Genomic DNA, 15936 nt, shown 5'->3' on the forward strand with positions numbered 1-15936 from the left:
AGGGGGAAAGAAATATGAGAAGAAAAAAAATTTTTACTATTATCTCCACAGTTGTGCTTAGCTTAAGTGTTGCATTAACTGGTTGTTCAAAAGGAAATTCTAATTCTGCAAAACAAGTTCAAGTTGACATTTTTCAATTTAAGGTTGAAATACACGATGAGCTTCAAAATGCAGTAAACGATTATATGAAAGATCATCCAGACGTAAAAATTAATCTTAGTACAGTAGGCGGAGGCGATGACTATGGTGCAGCATTAAAAGCTAAATTTCAATCAGGTCAAGAGCCAGCTATATATAATGTGGGAGGCCCTCAGGACATAAAGGATTGGATAGGTAAACTTGAAGATTTAAGTGGAGAGGATTGGGTTAAAAATGCTGTTTCAGGAACACTTAATGGTGTAACTGTAGATGGAAAAGTATATGCAGCGCCTATGAGTGTTGAAGGATATGGACTTATATACAATAAGGAAATTTTTAAGGCTGCTGGAATCGATTCATCTAAGATAAATTCTTATAAAACTTTAGAGGAAGCAGTTAAAATTTTAGATGAAAAAATAAAATCAGGTGCTTTAAAATCTCAATTCCCTAATCTTGAAGCTGTATTTGAATTGCCAGCATCAGAAACCTGGGTAACTGGATTACACACATCAAATGCTGCATTATCACAAGAATTTACAAGTGATTTAGCTGCTTTTGAATCAAAAACTGTTGAATTTAAATATGGTGAAGGTTTTAAGAAATTAATAGACTTACAAGCTACTTACTCAAGTAATGGAACATCAAAAGGAAAATTAAACGCAGTAAAATACAGTAATCAAGTTGAAGAGGGCTTAGCTGTAGAAAGAGTTGCAATAGTTCAACAAGGTAACTGGATATATAATGCCGTTAATGGTGTAGATCCAAAAGTTGCTGAGAACTTAGACATATTGCCTATGTCAATAGAAGGCGGAAAAGAAGATACTATTCCAGTAGGAGTACCTATGTATTGGGCTGTAAACAGTGGAGCAGATGATAAGGTAAAAGAAGCAGCTAAAGACTTCTTAGAATGGTTATATACATCTGATAAAGGTAAAGACTATGTGGTAAATAAATTCTTCTTTATACCTGCATATAAAGGATTTGAAAATGTTAAACCACAAGATTCATTAGGAAAAGCAGTTGCTAAGTATTCAGAAGAAGGAAAAACAACACCTTGGGTATTTATGGGATATCCAACAGCTTGGGGAATGGATACTGTAGGAACAAATATTCAAAAGTATTTAGATGGACAATCAACTTGGGAAGATGCAATTAAGGATTCACAAGCAAAGTGGCAAGAAAGTAGAAAATAAGATATGAAAACGGGGGAAACTTCTCCCCCGTAAAAATATACTTGGGGGGAGAAATATAATGATAATGTATAAGAATAGTAAAAATGTACAAACTAAAAAGTCACTCTCAAAAGGGCTAAAGGATAAACTATGGTTTTGGCTGTTTATCGGACCAGCAATATTAGCATTTTCTATCGTTGTATTAATACCTATGATTTTTGGTATATACATATCTTTCACGTCTTGGAATGGTATAGGAGATCCAAGTTGGGTTGGACTAGCAAATTATATAGATTTGTTTAAGAATAATCCGGATTTCTTTCAATCCTTTTGGTTTACAGCTAAGTTTGCTATAGTATCAATAATTTCTATAAATGTAATTGGGTTTACTTTGGCTATGTTAGTTACAAGGGGGCTTAAAGTATCTAATGTATTAAGAAGTATATTCTTTTTACCTAATTTAATAGGAGGTCTTATACTAGGCTTTGTATGGCAATTCATATTTACTAAAGGCTTTGATGCCATAGGAAACTTAACCGGTATAAACTTTTTTGAGGGGTGGTTATCTAATCAATCTACAGGCTTTTTAGGATTAGCTATTCTTATGTCATGGCAAATGTCAGGATATATGATGGTTATTTATATATCAGCTCTTCAAAATATTCCAGATGATGTAATAGAAGCTTCATTAATAGATGGCGCAAGTGCATTCCAAAGATTAAAGAACATAATATTACCATTAGTAATGCCAGGATTTACAGTAGGTGTATTTCTAACCCTATCAAATTCGTTTAAACTATATGATCAAAACCTATCTCTTACAGGAGGAGGACCTTTCAAATCAACAGAAATGTTAGCTATGAATATATACAATACAGCTTTTAAGTTTAATGAGTTTGGATTAGCTCAAGCAAAAGCAATAATATTTTTAATAACAGTTGCAGCAATATCTTTAACTCAAATGTATTTTAGTAAGAAGAAGGAGGTAGAGATGTAATGAAAAGTAAAAGAAGAACCAATTTTATTGTGGGATTAATAAGTATAGTATTAGGAATAATCTTTATATCTCCATTTTATATTGTGATAGTTAATTCTTTTAAAACTCAGAAGGGTATATTCAGTAATGTTATGGGTTTACCTGAAGAAAATTTTACTTTAGAGAATTATTCTGGTGCCTTTACAAAATTAGATTTTTTTAATTCTTTTAAAAATTCTTTGATTATTACAGTGGCTTCAGTTGTGGTAATAATTATATTTACATCAATGGCTGCTTGGATATTAGTTAGAACTAAGAGTAAAATAAGTACAATTATATTTCTTACCTTTTCAGCTGCAATGCTTATACCATTCCAGTCAGTAATGTTACCTCTTGTAAATATAGGAGGAAAACTTCATCTATTAAATAGGCCAGGATTAGTATTTATGTATCTAGGATTTGGAGCGCCACTTTCAATTGTCCTATATCATGGATTTATTAAAAGCATACCAAAAGAAATTGAAGAATCTGCACTTATAGATGGATGTAATAAATTTCAAAGCTTTTGGCTTATAGTATTTCCACTATTAAAACCAATAACAGTAACAGTAGCTATATTGAATTCTATGTGGATATGGAATGATTTCCTATTACCTCAATTAGTAATTAATAGGCCAGAGTGGCAGACTATTCCTCTTAAGATGTTCTACTTCTTTGGACAATTCTCTAAGAGATGGGATTTAGCTTTAGCAGGATTAATTATCGCAATGATACCAATAGTAATATTCTACTTTATAATGCAAAAACATATTATAAAAGGAGTAATGCATGGATCAATAAAATAAGGAGTGAGTCAGGTGAAAAGAAGCAGCGGGATAATAATGCATATTACATCTCTTCCTAATAAATATGGAATAGGAACTTTCGGAAAAGAAGCTTTTGATTTTGTAGATTTTCTTAAGAGAGCTGGTCAAAAGTATTGGCAGCTACTTCCTTTAGGGCCTACGAGTTTTGGAGATTCTCCCTATCAATCATTTTCAGCTTTTGCAGGTAATCCATACTTTATAGACTTAGATATACTAGTTAAAGATGGAATACTAGAGAAAGGAGATTTTAAAGATATTGATTTGGGTGAAAATGAAGATGAGGTAAATTACTATAAAATATTTAAGAATAAAATGGAGGTCTTAAAAAAGGCCTACAGTAACAATAAGAATAGAGATAGGAAATTTATAGAGGAATTCAAGTCAGAAAATAAAGTATGGTTAGAAGATTATAGTTTATTTATGGCTCTTAAAAATAAGTTTGACTTAAAGTCTTGGCAAAAGTGGCCAGAGGATATTAAGTTAAGAGAAAAAGAGGCTATGAACAAATACTCTAAAGAATTAGAAGATGAAGTTAACTACTGGGTATTTCTTCAATATCATTTTTATAAGCAGTGGAATGCATTGAAAGGATATGCCAATGGTTTAGGGATAAATATTATTGGAGATATACCTATATATGTATCAGAAGATAGTGCAGATGCATGGGCTTTTAGTGAAATATTTATGCTTGATGATAAGAAGATACCTATAAGGGTAGCTGGATGTCCTCCAGATTCTTTTTCTAGGACAGGACAATTGTGGGGAAATCCACTATATGATTGGGATTACCTAGATGAAACTAATTATAGCTGGTGGGTAAATAGGATAAGAGAAAACTTAAAGTTATACGATGTTATAAGAATAGATCATTTTAGAGGTTTTGAGTCCTACTGGTCAATTCCTTATGAAGAGGATACTGCTATAAATGGCAAGTGGGTAAAGGGACCAGGAAATAAGTTATTTAAGGCAATTAAGGATGCATTAGGAAATATAAACATAATAGCAGAGGATTTGGGGTATTTAACCCAAGAAGTAATAGACTTTAGAGAAGAAACAGGATTTCCTGGAATGAAAGTTTTACAATTTGCTTTTGATACCAGAGAAGAAAGTGATTATCTTCCTCATAACTACAATAAAAACTGCGTTGTTTATACAGGTACTCATGATAATGATACCTTTATGGGATGGTTTGAAAACAGCGGGAATAAGGAAGATGTTTCTCATGCAGTTAAATACTTAAAGTTAAATAAAGATGAAGGCTATAACTGGGGATTTATTAGAGGAGCTTGGAGTTCAGTAGGGGCTCTAGCCATAGCACCTATTCAAGACTTTTTAGGTTTAGGAAGTGAAGCTAGAATAAATACACCATCTACCTTAGGAGCGAATTGGAAATGGAGAGCAAAAGCAGAACAGCTTACAGGAGAACTGGCAGATAAAATAAATGAAATTACAAGCTTATATGGGAGGTAAGAAAATGATATTTCATAAGGAACATTTTAAAGATGCAGTACTTAGAAATTTAAAAATGAGCTATGGAAAAACTATAGAAGACGCTAAGGAATATCAGATATTTAATTCAGTTTCTAAGGCTTTGATGGAAGAAATAATAGATGACTGGGATAAAACTACTAAGTTATATGATGAAGGAAGAAAAGCTTATTATTTATCAGCAGAGTATTTAATGGGAAGAGCATTAGGAAATAATCTGATAAGTTTAGGAATCAGAAAAGAAGTTAAAGAAGTATTAAGGGAATTTAATATAGATTTAAACAGAATAGAGGAAATTGAAGAGGATGCAGGCTTAGGAAATGGAGGCCTTGGAAGACTTGCAGCCTGCTTTATAGATTCAGCAGCCACCATGAATATACCTTTAGTCGGCTATGGAATAAGATATTCTCATGGGCTATTTAAACAAAAATTTATGGATGGTTTTCAAGAAGAAGAAGCAGATAATTGGCTTAAGTATGGGGATCCTTGGTCTGTAAGAAAAGAAGATGAGCAGGTAATAGTTGAATTTAAAGATATGAAAGTAAGAGCTATACCTTACGATACTCCTATAATAGCTTATGGATCTAAAAATATAAATACATTGAGATTATGGGCAGCTGAACCTATAAATGATTTTGATTTTAACCTTTTTAACGATCAAAAATATGTAGAGGCATTGGAAGAAAAGAATACTGCAGAAGATATTTCAAGAGTACTTTATCCTAATGATTCTACAGATTCCGGAAAAATGCTAAGAATAAAACAACAGTATTTTATGTGTTCATCATCTTTAAAGGATATAATAAGAAAATATAAAGTAAGGTATGGATATAATTTTTCTAAATTTCATATAGTAAATTCCATACAGCTAAATGATACTCATCCTGTTTTAGCAATACCAGAATTAATAAGAATTTTAGTGGATGAAGAGGGAATTAATTTTAGAGAAGCATTAAAAATTGCTCAGAAAACTTTTGCCTACACAAACCACACCATACTTGCAGAAGCTTTAGAAAAGTGGAATAACGAGTATTTAGAGGATTTAATACCAAGGGTATTAGAAATAATTAAGCTTATAGATAAAGAGTTTAGAAAAGAGCTTAAAAAGAAGTTATATGATAAAGAAGAGATTGAAGAATTAGCTATAATAAGTAAAGAAGTTACTAGGATGGCCAATTTAGCTATATATTGTGGTTATTCTATAAATGGAGTTGCAGAGCTTCATACAGAAATATTAAAGAATCAAGAACTGAAAGATTGGTATAAATTATATCCAGAGAAGTTCAATAATAAAACTAATGGTATAACACCAAGAAGATGGATAAGATATGCCAATGAAGAGCTATCTTCATTGATAACTGAATTATTAGGAAGTGAAGAATGGGTTTTAGATTTAAGTAAACTTAAGGAATTAGAAAAATTTAGAGATGATGAGAAGGTTTTAAATAGATTCATTGAAATTAAGAAAAATAAAAAGAAGGATTTAGCAGAATATATTAAAAAAGTTGAGGGAATAGATATTAATCCAGATTCTTTATTCGATATTCAAATTAAAAGACTGCATGAATACAAGAGACAATTGCTTAATGCATTCTATATATTAGATCATTATTTTACACTTAAAGAAAACTTAGATGTAGATTTTGTACCAAGAACATTTATATTTGGAGCAAAAGCTTTCCCAGGATATATAAGAGCTAAAGGAATAGTTAAATTCATAAATGAGATAGCTAAATTAGTTAATAACGACAAAGATGTAAATAATAAAATGAAGGTTATTTTTGTTACTAATTACAGAGTTTCATATGCTGAAAAGCTATTTCCAGCAGCAGATTTATCACAACAGATTTCTACAGCAGGAAAAGAAGCTTCAGGAACAGGAAACATGAAGTTCATGGTAAACGGAAGTCCAACTTTAGGAACCTATGATGGAGCCAATGTAGAAATAGTAAGAGAAGCGGGTGAAGAAAATAACTTTATATTTGGATTAAGAGTAGAGGATATAGAAGAGCTAAGAGAGGATTATAGTCCAGAAGAATATTATGAAACGGTTCCGGGGCTTAAGAGAGTTGTTGATACGTTAATTGATGGAACATTTAGTGATGGTAGAAAGGGATATTTTAAAGATATATACGATTCTTTACTAGAAGAAGATTATTATTTATTGTTTGCAGATTTTGAGAACTATAGAGAAGCGCAAATGAAAGTAGATAAATCATATAAAAATAAATTAGAATGGGCTAAAAAATGCTGGCTAAATATTTGTAATTCAGGAGTATTTAGCTCAGACAGAACTATTCTTCAATACGCAGATGAAATATGGAAAGTTAATAAAAAGACTAATAAATAATATAAGAGCAAATAGAATTCTAGTCAGTAGATTAGGATTCTATTTTTATGATTTTTTATGATAAAATAGAAACATGAATATCTAGAGGAGGAATTTTTATGAAATTTATTCATACTGCTGATTGGCATATAGGTAAAATAGTAAATGAGTTTAGCATGTTAGAAGATCAGGCTTTTATACTAAGTGAATTTGTAAATTTAGTAGAAGAAGAAAGGCCTGATGCTGTAATAATAGCAGGAGATTTATATGATAGATCAGTTCCTCCAGCTGATGGGGTAGATCTTCTAGATAAAGTATTAAGCAAAATAGTTTTAGATTTAAAAATACCTGTTTTAGCTGTAGCAGGAAATCATGATAGTCCGGAGAGATTATCTTTTGGAAGTTCTCTTTTGAAAAATAGCGGGCTTCATATAGAGGGAGTTTTAAATAAAAATATAACTAAGGTTTCGTTAAAAGATAAAGATGAAATAACAGTAAATTTTTACTTGGTGCCTTATACAGAACCAGCTTATGTGAGAGAACTTTATGGAGATGAAAATATAAAAACTCATGAAGAAGCATATAAGAAGGTTATAGAAGATATTTATAAGAACTTTGATAGAAGTGAAAGAAACGTATTAATAACTCACGGTTATGTGAGTTACATAAAAGATAATAAAACTAGCGTAAATGAAGATGGGCAGGAAGAGAGAGCTGGTTTAATTACTTCAGCATCTGAAAGACCGCTTTCTATAGGAGGAACTGATTTAATATCAGCAGAGATTTTCAGTGAATTTGATTATGTTGCTTTAGGGCATCTACATAGACCTCAAAAAGTTGGATCAGATAAAATAAGATATTCAGGTTCTCTTTTAAAGTATTCTACCTCTGAAGCAAAGCAAAAGAAATCTATTACCATAGTAAATATAGATAAATCTGGTGAGTTAAATATTGAACTAAAAGAGTTAAGAACCCTTAGGGATTTAAGAATAATAAAAGGGCCTTTAAATGAACTGATATGTAAGGACGTATATAAAGAAACCAATACAGATGATTATGTATTTGCAATATTAGCGGATGAGGGAGAGCTTTTAGATCCAATATCCAAGTTAAGAGCGGTATACCCTAATATAATGGGTTTAAGCAGAGAGTCTTTTATAAATTCTGAATATAATAAAACATCTGCGGAAGAAGGATATAAGAATAAATCTAAAGAAGAGCTCTTTAGTGAGTTTTATAAGATTCTTACGGGAAAGGAACTTGATGAGAGCAGGATGGAAGTTTTAAGAAGGGTAATAGAAGAAGTTCAAAGGGAGATAATATAAATGAGACCACTTAAATTAGTTATGAGTGCATTTGGACCTTATGCAAAGGAAGAGGTACTAGATTTCACTAATCTTAAGGAGAAGAATTTATTTCTAATAACTGGACCCACTGGAGCAGGAAAAACTACTATATTTGATGCTTTAAGTGTAGCGTTATATGGAGAAGCTTCTGGCAGCAGCAGGGATAAAGATAGTTTAAGAAGTGATTTTGCAGAGGATGTGATATCTACTTATGTGGAGCTTTCATTTTCATTAAATGGGAAAGAGTATAAAATAAAAAGATATCCTCAGCAGCTTAAAAAGAAAGCTAGAGGAGAAGGATATATCCAAAAAAGTGCAGAAGCTGAACTAATGCTTCCAGGAGGAAAGCTATTAACTGGAGTTAAATCTGTAGATGAAAAAGTATCTGAAATTTTAGGTATAACAAGCCAGCAATTTAAACAAATAGTAATGCTTCCACAGGGAGAATTTAGAAGGCTTTTAGAAGCTGAAAGCTTAGAAAGAGAAAAAATATTTAGAAAGATTTTTGGTACTGAGGCATTTTTGTATGTTCAAAAAAACTTGGAAGAAAAAGAGAGAGAATTATATAAAAATATATCTAAGATATCTGAAGAGAGAGACGTCTACATAAAAAATATAGATGCTGGGGAAGAGGAACTCTTATTTTCTTTAAAGGAAGCCAAGGATAAGAAAATAGATGAAATAATAGATTTAACAAAAGTAAAATTATATAAGGATGAAGATATAAGGAAGAATTTAAAGACAAAATTAGACTGTATAAGAGAACAGCAGGAAGACTTACAAAAGCAATTAACAAAGGCTGTAGATATAAATAGAAGATTAAAATATAAAGAAGAACTTAAGGAAGCTTTAAATAAGGAGCTATTAAAAGAAGAATATATTAAGAAAAAAATTGAAGAAGTACAACTAACTAAAAAGGCGTTAGAGATAATTCCTACAGAAGAAAATTTAAGAATTAAAGAAGAGAATAGAATAAAGAAAGAGAGAGAATTTCTTCAGGAGAAGAAAAATTTTGAAATAAATTCTAAAAAGCTAGAAGAGGCTAAAGTAGTTCTAGATAAAGAAATTAATGCTGAATACATGAGAAAAAAGTTTACAGAAGATATATCGATACTCAAAGGATTCCAGCCTAAGGTAATTGAATATGAAAATAAAAAAGTAAATCTAGAAAAACTCTTAGTTAAAGGTAAAAATTTAGAAGAAGAAAGAAATAAAAATCGAGAGAAGATTTTTAAAATAAAAAATGAGCTAGAATATTTAGAAGTATTCTTAAATGATATTCAAAAAAAAGAACTATTAAAGGTTAAAAGAGAACAGGATTTAAACAAGGTAACCGATAACATAAATAGTCTTTTAGAGCTTTATGATAAATGTAATAAACACTTTATTAAATATAAAGAGCATGAAAAGGAAGTACTAGAATTTAATATCTTGAATAACAAGTTTAAGATACTTAATACAGAATATATTGAGACTTATGAGAGATTCATAAAAGGGCAGGCTGGATTATTAGCAGAAGAACTTGAAGATAATAATCCCTGTCCAGTATGCGGTTCCCTTGAACATCCTAAAAAAGCTGTGAAATTGAAAGAAACACCTACAGCTGAAGAGGTAGAGCAAAAAAAGCTGGAAGCTTATAATGCTGAAAAAGCCTGTACTGAAAAAGCAAATAATATTGCTTCAATAAAAGCATCTATAGAGGAACTAAAAAATATATATGAAGATACCTATAATAAGATTTCACATATTTTAAGTAATTCTTTAGGAAATTTGAAAGTTCAAGAAAAACTGATTTTGATAAAAGAAAAAGGTGGAGAATTAAGAAATATACAAAAGAATATAGAAAAAGAAATTGAAGAAATAGAGAAGGTAATAGAAAAGAAAGAAGAATCTAAGGCAAGAAAAGAAAAGTTAAATTTAGAACTTAAAAATAATGAGATGCAGAAAGAATTGCTAGAAAAAGAGTTTACAGAACTATATGGAAGAACAAAATCAGAGCAGGAACTGCTTTTAAGCGTAGAAAAAGAAATACCAGATAATAAAAGAAGTCTAAATTTATTAAATAGTGAAATAAAAAAATGTGAAAGTGATTTAAGGGCTATGGAAGAAGCCTATAAGATTGCTGAAGAAAGATTTAGGGAAATAAGCTCTATAAAAGCTTTAAGTGAAGGAAACTTAAAGGTAAAAGAGGAAAATCTAAAAGAAAGCATTAAAGAAGTTAAAGATTATGAAGAGAAGTTTAAAGAACTAATTACTTCCTATGGTTTTAAAGATTATTATGAATATGCTTCTTTAAAAAGAACTAAAGAATATATAGAAGCTATGGAAAATTCCATAAATGAATATAAAGATAAGGTAAAATCCTTAAAGGACAGAATAGAAGAAGTTGAAAAAGAAACTTTAAATATGGATAAGGTAAATGAAGAAAAAATTCTAGAAGAAATAAAATCTTGGAAGGAAAAAGAAGAGGAAGTAAATAAAGAAGATAATAAATTATTTGCAAGAATAGATAATAACCAAAAACAATTAAAAAAGATAAATAAGCTAACTTTAAGTATAGCTAAGGGGGAGGAAGAGTATAAGGTTGTTGCTGAGTTATCAAAGCTTGCAAAGGGTGATAACAGTGAAAAATTAAGCTTTGAAAGATATGTGTTAGCAGCCTATTTTAATGAAATAATACAAGCTGCTAACATAAGGCTTATGAAAATGACTGGAAGAAGATTTCTTCTAAAAAGAAAAGAGGAAAGAGTAAAGGGAAATAAACAGTCTGGATTAGAGTTAGAGGTTTTTGATAATTATACAGGTAAGGCAAGACATGTAAAGACATTATCAGGAGGAGAAAGCTTTAAGGCCTCATTGGCACTTGCTTTAGGATTAGCAGATGTAATTCAAAGTTATACTGGAGGAATAAGAGTAGATACTATGTTTATAGATGAAGGTTTTGGAAGTTTAGATCAAGAATCTTTAGATAATGCTATAAACTGCTTAATTGATCTCCAAAAAGGAGGAAGATTAGTTGGTATAATATCTCATGTATCAGAACTAAAAGAGAGGATAGATGCGAGATTAGAAGTAACTCCAGCTAAAGAAGGAAGTCATATAAGATTTAACATATAGTAAAAGGTAGCTATACCCAAAAGTATAGCTACCTTAAGCTTTTCCATATAAAATATAAGCTGGAGAAGGTAAGGGCGTCTTTAAAATTTCTTAAATCTAAATTAATATCATTTTTTATTTTATCTAATCTATAAATTAAGGTATTTCTATGAACATATAAGGCTTTAGAAGTATTGCTTATATTTAAGTCCATATCTAAAAATGTATCAATAGTTTGAATAGTAGCACCATCTAAAGAATCAAAAAAATCTTTATACTTATCAAGAAGTTTATACTTAATTTCGGGACTTATATTATCCATAATATTTTCAAAGATTATACTATTATAAGTTAAGATATTTTTTCTAAGATTAAGTTTCTCACAAAGTCTCATAAGATCTATAAGGTTATTTACTATTTTAGGTATATCAGAATTTAAGGTAAGCTCTTCGTAACAAATTATAGATTTTTTTATAGTTAATTCAGAAAGAGTCTCTAGTATGCTTTCACAATGAGAGTGAACATCAACAAAATCACCTAAAATCATAGGGTAGTTATTCCACTTACAATAATGATAGTCTTTGCTACCATAGGAAGCTTTTAGTATATCTATAACCTTATCTAGTGAAAGGGAAGTTTTTATTATCATAATTGAAGGAGAGTTCATCTTTTTTATGATGTCTTTGTAAGTATAAAGTGGATGGGGGTTATTCTCTAGTATGCTGACTAATATATTATCAACAGTGAGAGATAGTTGATTAAGTTTATCTTCCAGTAAATATCTTATTAAAGGAATACTATTATAATATTCCTTATCTATTTCAATGTATAAGAGCTCTTCATTATATTCTATAGAAAAATATTCAGAGGATTTAGGAACTATATTTTTAGACTTAATTAAGGTCTCACCTTTAGAGTCAGTAACTTCAATAATGAAAGGGAATTTGTCCATCAGATCTTTTAATAAACTTTTTAAATGGTTCACCAAATAGTCCTCCTTTAAGTGTTTATATTATTATTGTAATTATTTTCAAGAATCTTTCAAGTGGAGACATCTATTAAGAAATAAGTATATTAAAAAATATTTGTAGGATTGTACAGAATATCTAAGAAGATTTTTGTATAAAGTCACAAGGTTTACATAAGAAAAACTTAAGATAAACTTGAAAGCATTGTAGAAAGCTGATTTAGGCTTTAACAAAGAATATTTCTTTAAAAATTAAGTTTTTTGATGATATGAATTTATAGTGATATAGTCTAATCAAGATATTAAATGAAATAAAAAACATATTTTAGGAGGAGTAAAACATGTCAAGTTTATCACTAAAACACATTTATAAGAGATACTCAAAAGATGTAACAGCAGTAAAGGATTTTAACTTAGAAATAGAAGATAAAGAATTTATAGTATTTGTAGGTCCTTCTGGATGCGGAAAATCTACTACTTTAAGAATGATTGCAGGCCTTGAAGAAATATCAGATGGAGAATTATACATAGATAATAAACTAGTTAATGATTTAGCTCCAAAGGATAGAGATATAGCTATGGTATTCCAAAACTATGCATTATATCCACACATGACAGTTTATGATAACATAGGTTTTGGTTTGAAATTAAGAAAAATGCCAAAAGATGAAATAGATAAAAAAGTTAGAGATGCTGCAAAAATATTAGATATAGAACACTTATTAGACAGAAAGCCTAAGGCACTTTCAGGTGGACAAAGACAGAGAGTTGCTATGGGAAGAGCTATAGTTAGAGATGCTAAAGTATTCTTACTAGATGAGCCACTATCAAACTTAGATGCTAAGTTAAGAAATCAAATGAGAATAGAGATAGCAAAATTACATCAAAGTCTTCAAACAACATTTATATATGTAACACATGATCAAACTGAAGCTATGACTTTAGGAACTAAAATAGTAGTTATGATGGATGGAATAATCCAGCAAGTAGATACTCCAACCGAAATATATAATCATCCTGCTAATATGTTCGTAGCTGGATTCATAGGAAGTCCTCAAATGAACTTCTTATATGGAGATGTAAAAGAAGAAGGCGGAAATATAGTAGTAGAAGTATTTGGACAAAAAGTAGCTTTAGATAAAGAAAAGGCTGATAAAATTAAAGCGGCTAATTATGTAGGAAAGCAAGCTATATTAGGAATAAGACCAGAAGATATAAAAATTACTAATGGACAAGAAAATGATAAGACTTATGTTATAGATGGAAGAATAGAAGTTGTAGAAAACTTAGGTTCAGAAGTATTACTTCATGTAAAAGCAAATGATAGAGCATTTACAATAAAAACAGCTAAACATCAAGGCGAAGTTGTAGGAGATACTATAAAGTTTGCAATTGATTTAAATAAAGCTCATATATTTAATGAAGAGACTCAAGACACTATATTCTAATTAATGAGTTAAACTAATAATCTGTGTATAAATCGAGAAGAATCCCCCTTTAAAGATTCATTAGAAAAATACACAGATTATTTTTTATTCTTTAGAAAGTTATGGATTTCTATTTTCTCCTATAAAGAATACTGTCATAGCATCTGCACCAGTATGGCTGCCTATTGCACAACCTATATAATTTATAATAACGTCTTTTACTTTAATAGATTCTTTTAATGATGTAGCAAGTCCTTCAGCATCCTCTAAACAATCTGCATGAGTAATAATGATTGTTTGGTTTTCTGAATTAACTATCTTTCTCTCCAGACTATCTAGAAGATATTTTATTGCCTTTTTTCTTCCTTTTGCTTTAGCAATGTTTATTAGTTTTCCTTCTTCATTTACATGAAGAACAGGTTTTATGTTAAGCAATCCGCCAACTATAGCAGAAGTAGAAGAAATTCTACCACCTCTTCTTAAATGATTTAAGTCTTCAACAAAAAAGTAACTATTGAGCTTTAAGTAATTTTCTTCAAGCCATGTAACTAATTCTTCTTTTGTAGCTCCTTCTTGCCTTTTTTTAGCTGCAAGGTAAACTAAAAGACCGTGACCACCAGAGGCAGCTTTACTATCAAAAACTGTTATATCAGCATCAGGATATTTTTCTAATACTTCATTTCTAGCTACTAAAGAACTACTATAGGTGCCACTTAGAGCGGATGAAAATGAAATATAAACTATTGCCTTATTAGCCTCTACATGTTTTTCAAACTCTTGAACAAATCTATAAGAGTTTACTTGACCAGTAGTAGGTTGTTCTCCTTCTCTAATACCTTTATAGAAGTCTTTATAGGAAAGAGATTGACCACAATCTTCGATATATTCTGAACCTTTAAATAAGCATACTAGACCAATATAATTTACGTCTAAATCTTTAACTAAATCTTTAGGTAAATCACAACCAGAATCAGTTAAGATAACATAATCTTTCATAAATTTTATCTCCTTAAGAAATTATTATTATATTGATTTTAATATAATGGGTGAAAATATTCAATTAATAACTATAATAAAATAAGTTATTAATTTTATTTGTTAAAAATTTACAAATAAAAGCATGAATGGTATAATATAGTAGACATGCGGGGGAAATTAAATTAAAATTATAATATATATGGTATATAAGATTTGTGAAGATGAGGTTTTGAAAATGGAGGAGAAATTAAAATATAGCGATTTTAATGCATTTGAAAGTATTTTAAATGATTATGAGGCTAAAATTAGTGACTTAAGACAAAAAGATTATTTAAAAGAAGAATTTATACTTAATATTTCTCATGATTTGAGAACTCATCTAAATGTGGTATTAAGTATAATGCAATTATTAAAAAATAAAGAATATTATACAAATAATAATGAAAATAAGTGGAATGAGTATTCTAACTCAATTAAAAAAAGTTGTTATAAGATGTTAAAACTTATAAACAATTTAATTGACGTAACAAAATTAGAAAATAATTACTTCATATGCAATAAAGAAAACCTAGATATAGTCAGTTTTCTTGAAAACATAGTAACTTCAGTGGACAAGTATGCAAAAGATAAAAATATATCATTAATATTTGATACTAATGAGGAAGAGTGTATTATAGGGGTAGATCCAGAGGTAATAGATAGAATAGTTATGAATTTATTATCAAATGCAATAAAGTTTTCGCCTAAATCCTCTGAGATACTTATAACATTAGATATAGATAAAAATAGTGTTTGTATATCAGTAAGAGATCAGGGGCCAGGAATTCCGGAACAAGAAAAACAATTAGTATTTAATAGGTTCCATAAGGTTAATAAGCTATTAACTTCTGAATATGAAGGTAGTGGGATAGGTCTTAACTTAGTTAATAATCTAGTTAAAACACATAAAGGATCTATAGATATAATAAATCATAAAGATGGCTGTGAGTTTGTAGTAAAATTTCCAAGAGAATATTGTCAAGAATGTCAAACCAGAAAGAAAATATCATCAAACAATAAGGTGGAAGTTTTAGAAATAGAGTTTTCTGATATTTACTAACAGGTAACTATTGACTTTTCAAAAATGATTATGTTAATATAAGTCTTGACGTGT

At 29.7% G+C, this 15936-nt stretch carries 11 protein-coding genes; 9 read left to right on the plus strand and 2 right to left on the minus strand.

Annotated features, from left to right (window positions below; all coding sequences use genetic code 11):
• The first annotated feature begins 14 nt into the window (after window positions 1-14).
• The 7 genes from B3N22_RS06580 (at window position 15) to B3N22_RS06610 (ending at window position 11432) form a co-directional block, all read left to right on the plus strand.
• Window positions 15-1331: an ABC transporter substrate-binding protein gene (locus B3N22_RS06580; RefSeq protein WP_238906347.1), complete on the plus strand. Its 1317-nt coding sequence runs from the start codon at window positions 15-17 to the stop codon at window positions 1329-1331.
• Between the two features lie 64 nt (window positions 1332-1395).
• Window positions 1396-2307: a carbohydrate ABC transporter permease gene (locus B3N22_RS06585; protein ID WP_414632225.1), complete on the plus strand. Its 912-nt coding sequence runs from the start codon at window positions 1396-1398 to the stop codon at window positions 2305-2307.
• Window positions 2307-3131, plus strand: a complete 825-nt coding sequence (locus B3N22_RS06590; RefSeq protein WP_238906338.1) for a carbohydrate ABC transporter permease — start codon at window positions 2307-2309, stop codon at window positions 3129-3131. The genes B3N22_RS06585 and B3N22_RS06590 overlap by 1 nt, the downstream gene beginning before the upstream one ends.
• A 12-nt stretch (window positions 3132-3143) precedes the next feature.
• The gene (gene malQ / locus B3N22_RS06595; RefSeq protein WP_238906336.1) at window positions 3144-4622 is read left to right on the plus strand and encodes a 4-alpha-glucanotransferase; all 1479 of its coding nucleotides are present in this window, start codon (window positions 3144-3146) and stop codon (window positions 4620-4622) included.
• 4 nt (window positions 4623-4626) lie between these two features.
• Window positions 4627-6990, plus strand: coding sequence for a glycogen/starch/alpha-glucan phosphorylase (locus tag B3N22_RS06600; RefSeq protein ID WP_238906334.1), 2364 nt, complete (start codon window positions 4627-4629; stop codon window positions 6988-6990).
• A gap of 98 nt (window positions 6991-7088) precedes the next feature.
• The gene (locus B3N22_RS06605; RefSeq protein WP_238906332.1) at window positions 7089-8294 is read left to right on the plus strand and encodes an exonuclease SbcCD subunit D; all 1206 of its coding nucleotides are present in this window, start codon (window positions 7089-7091) and stop codon (window positions 8292-8294) included.
• Complete coding sequence (locus tag B3N22_RS06610; RefSeq protein WP_238906330.1) at window positions 8295-11432, plus strand: AAA family ATPase; 3138 nt, start codon at window positions 8295-8297, stop codon at window positions 11430-11432. It abuts the gene before it with no gap.
• A 28-nt stretch (window positions 11433-11460) separates the two neighbouring features.
• On the opposite strand, the gene B3N22_RS06615 is transcribed toward B3N22_RS06610, so the two are convergent.
• Window positions 11461-12396 carry a PucR family transcriptional regulator gene (locus tag B3N22_RS06615; RefSeq protein WP_238906328.1) on the minus strand — a complete coding sequence of 312 codons (936 nt, stop codon included), beginning with the start codon at window positions 12394-12396 and terminating at the stop codon, window positions 11461-11463.
• 323 nt (window positions 12397-12719) lie between these two features.
• Here B3N22_RS06615 and B3N22_RS06620 point away from each other — a divergent pair, with 323 nt between their 5' ends.
• Window positions 12720-13826, plus strand: coding sequence for an ABC transporter ATP-binding protein (locus B3N22_RS06620; protein ID WP_238906326.1), 1107 nt, complete (start codon window positions 12720-12722; stop codon window positions 13824-13826).
• 99 nt (window positions 13827-13925) lie between these two features.
• On the opposite strand, the gene B3N22_RS06625 is transcribed toward B3N22_RS06620, so the two are convergent.
• Entirely contained in the window at window positions 13926-14801 is an 876-nt protein-coding gene (locus B3N22_RS06625; protein ID WP_286905645.1) for a DegV family protein, read from the minus strand.
• 217 nt (window positions 14802-15018) lie between these two features.
• On the opposite strand from B3N22_RS06625, the gene B3N22_RS06630 reads away from it, so the two are divergent.
• The gene (locus B3N22_RS06630; RefSeq protein ID WP_286905647.1) at window positions 15019-15882 is read left to right on the plus strand and encodes a sensor histidine kinase; all 864 of its coding nucleotides are present in this window, start codon (window positions 15019-15021) and stop codon (window positions 15880-15882) included.
• The last annotated feature ends 54 nt before the right edge of the window (window positions 15883-15936 follow it).

Source organism: Clostridium sp. UBA1652 (genome assembly GCF_002320975.1).
GTDB lineage: Bacteria > Bacillota > Clostridia > Clostridiales > Clostridiaceae > Clostridium_T > Clostridium_T intestinale.

What these genes read in the sequence shown, in the direction of transcription:
- B3N22_RS06605 (WP_238906332.1), top strand. Translation starts at nt 7,089, where the DNA reads ATGAAATTTATTCATACTGCTGATTGGCATATAGGTAAAATAGTAAAT.
- B3N22_RS06590 (WP_238906338.1), top strand. Translation starts at nt 2,307, where the DNA reads ATGAAAAGTAAAAGAAGAACCAATTTTATTGTGGGATTAATAAGTATA.
- B3N22_RS06625 (WP_286905645.1), bottom strand. Translation starts at nt 14,801, where the DNA reads ATGAAAGATTATGTTATCTTAACTGATTCTGGTTGTGATTTACCTAAA.
- B3N22_RS06620 (WP_238906326.1), top strand. Translation starts at nt 12,720, where the DNA reads ATGTCAAGTTTATCACTAAAACACATTTATAAGAGATACTCAAAAGAT.
- B3N22_RS06580 (WP_238906347.1), top strand. Translation starts at nt 15, where the DNA reads ATGAGAAGAAAAAAAATTTTTACTATTATCTCCACAGTTGTGCTTAGC.
- B3N22_RS06585 (WP_414632225.1), top strand. Translation starts at nt 1,396, where the DNA reads ATGTATAAGAATAGTAAAAATGTACAAACTAAAAAGTCACTCTCAAAA.
- B3N22_RS06610 (WP_238906330.1), top strand. Translation starts at nt 8,295, where the DNA reads ATGAGACCACTTAAATTAGTTATGAGTGCATTTGGACCTTATGCAAAG.
- B3N22_RS06630 (WP_286905647.1), top strand. Translation starts at nt 15,019, where the DNA reads ATGGAGGAGAAATTAAAATATAGCGATTTTAATGCATTTGAAAGTATT.
- B3N22_RS06600 (WP_238906334.1), top strand. Translation starts at nt 4,627, where the DNA reads ATGATATTTCATAAGGAACATTTTAAAGATGCAGTACTTAGAAATTTA.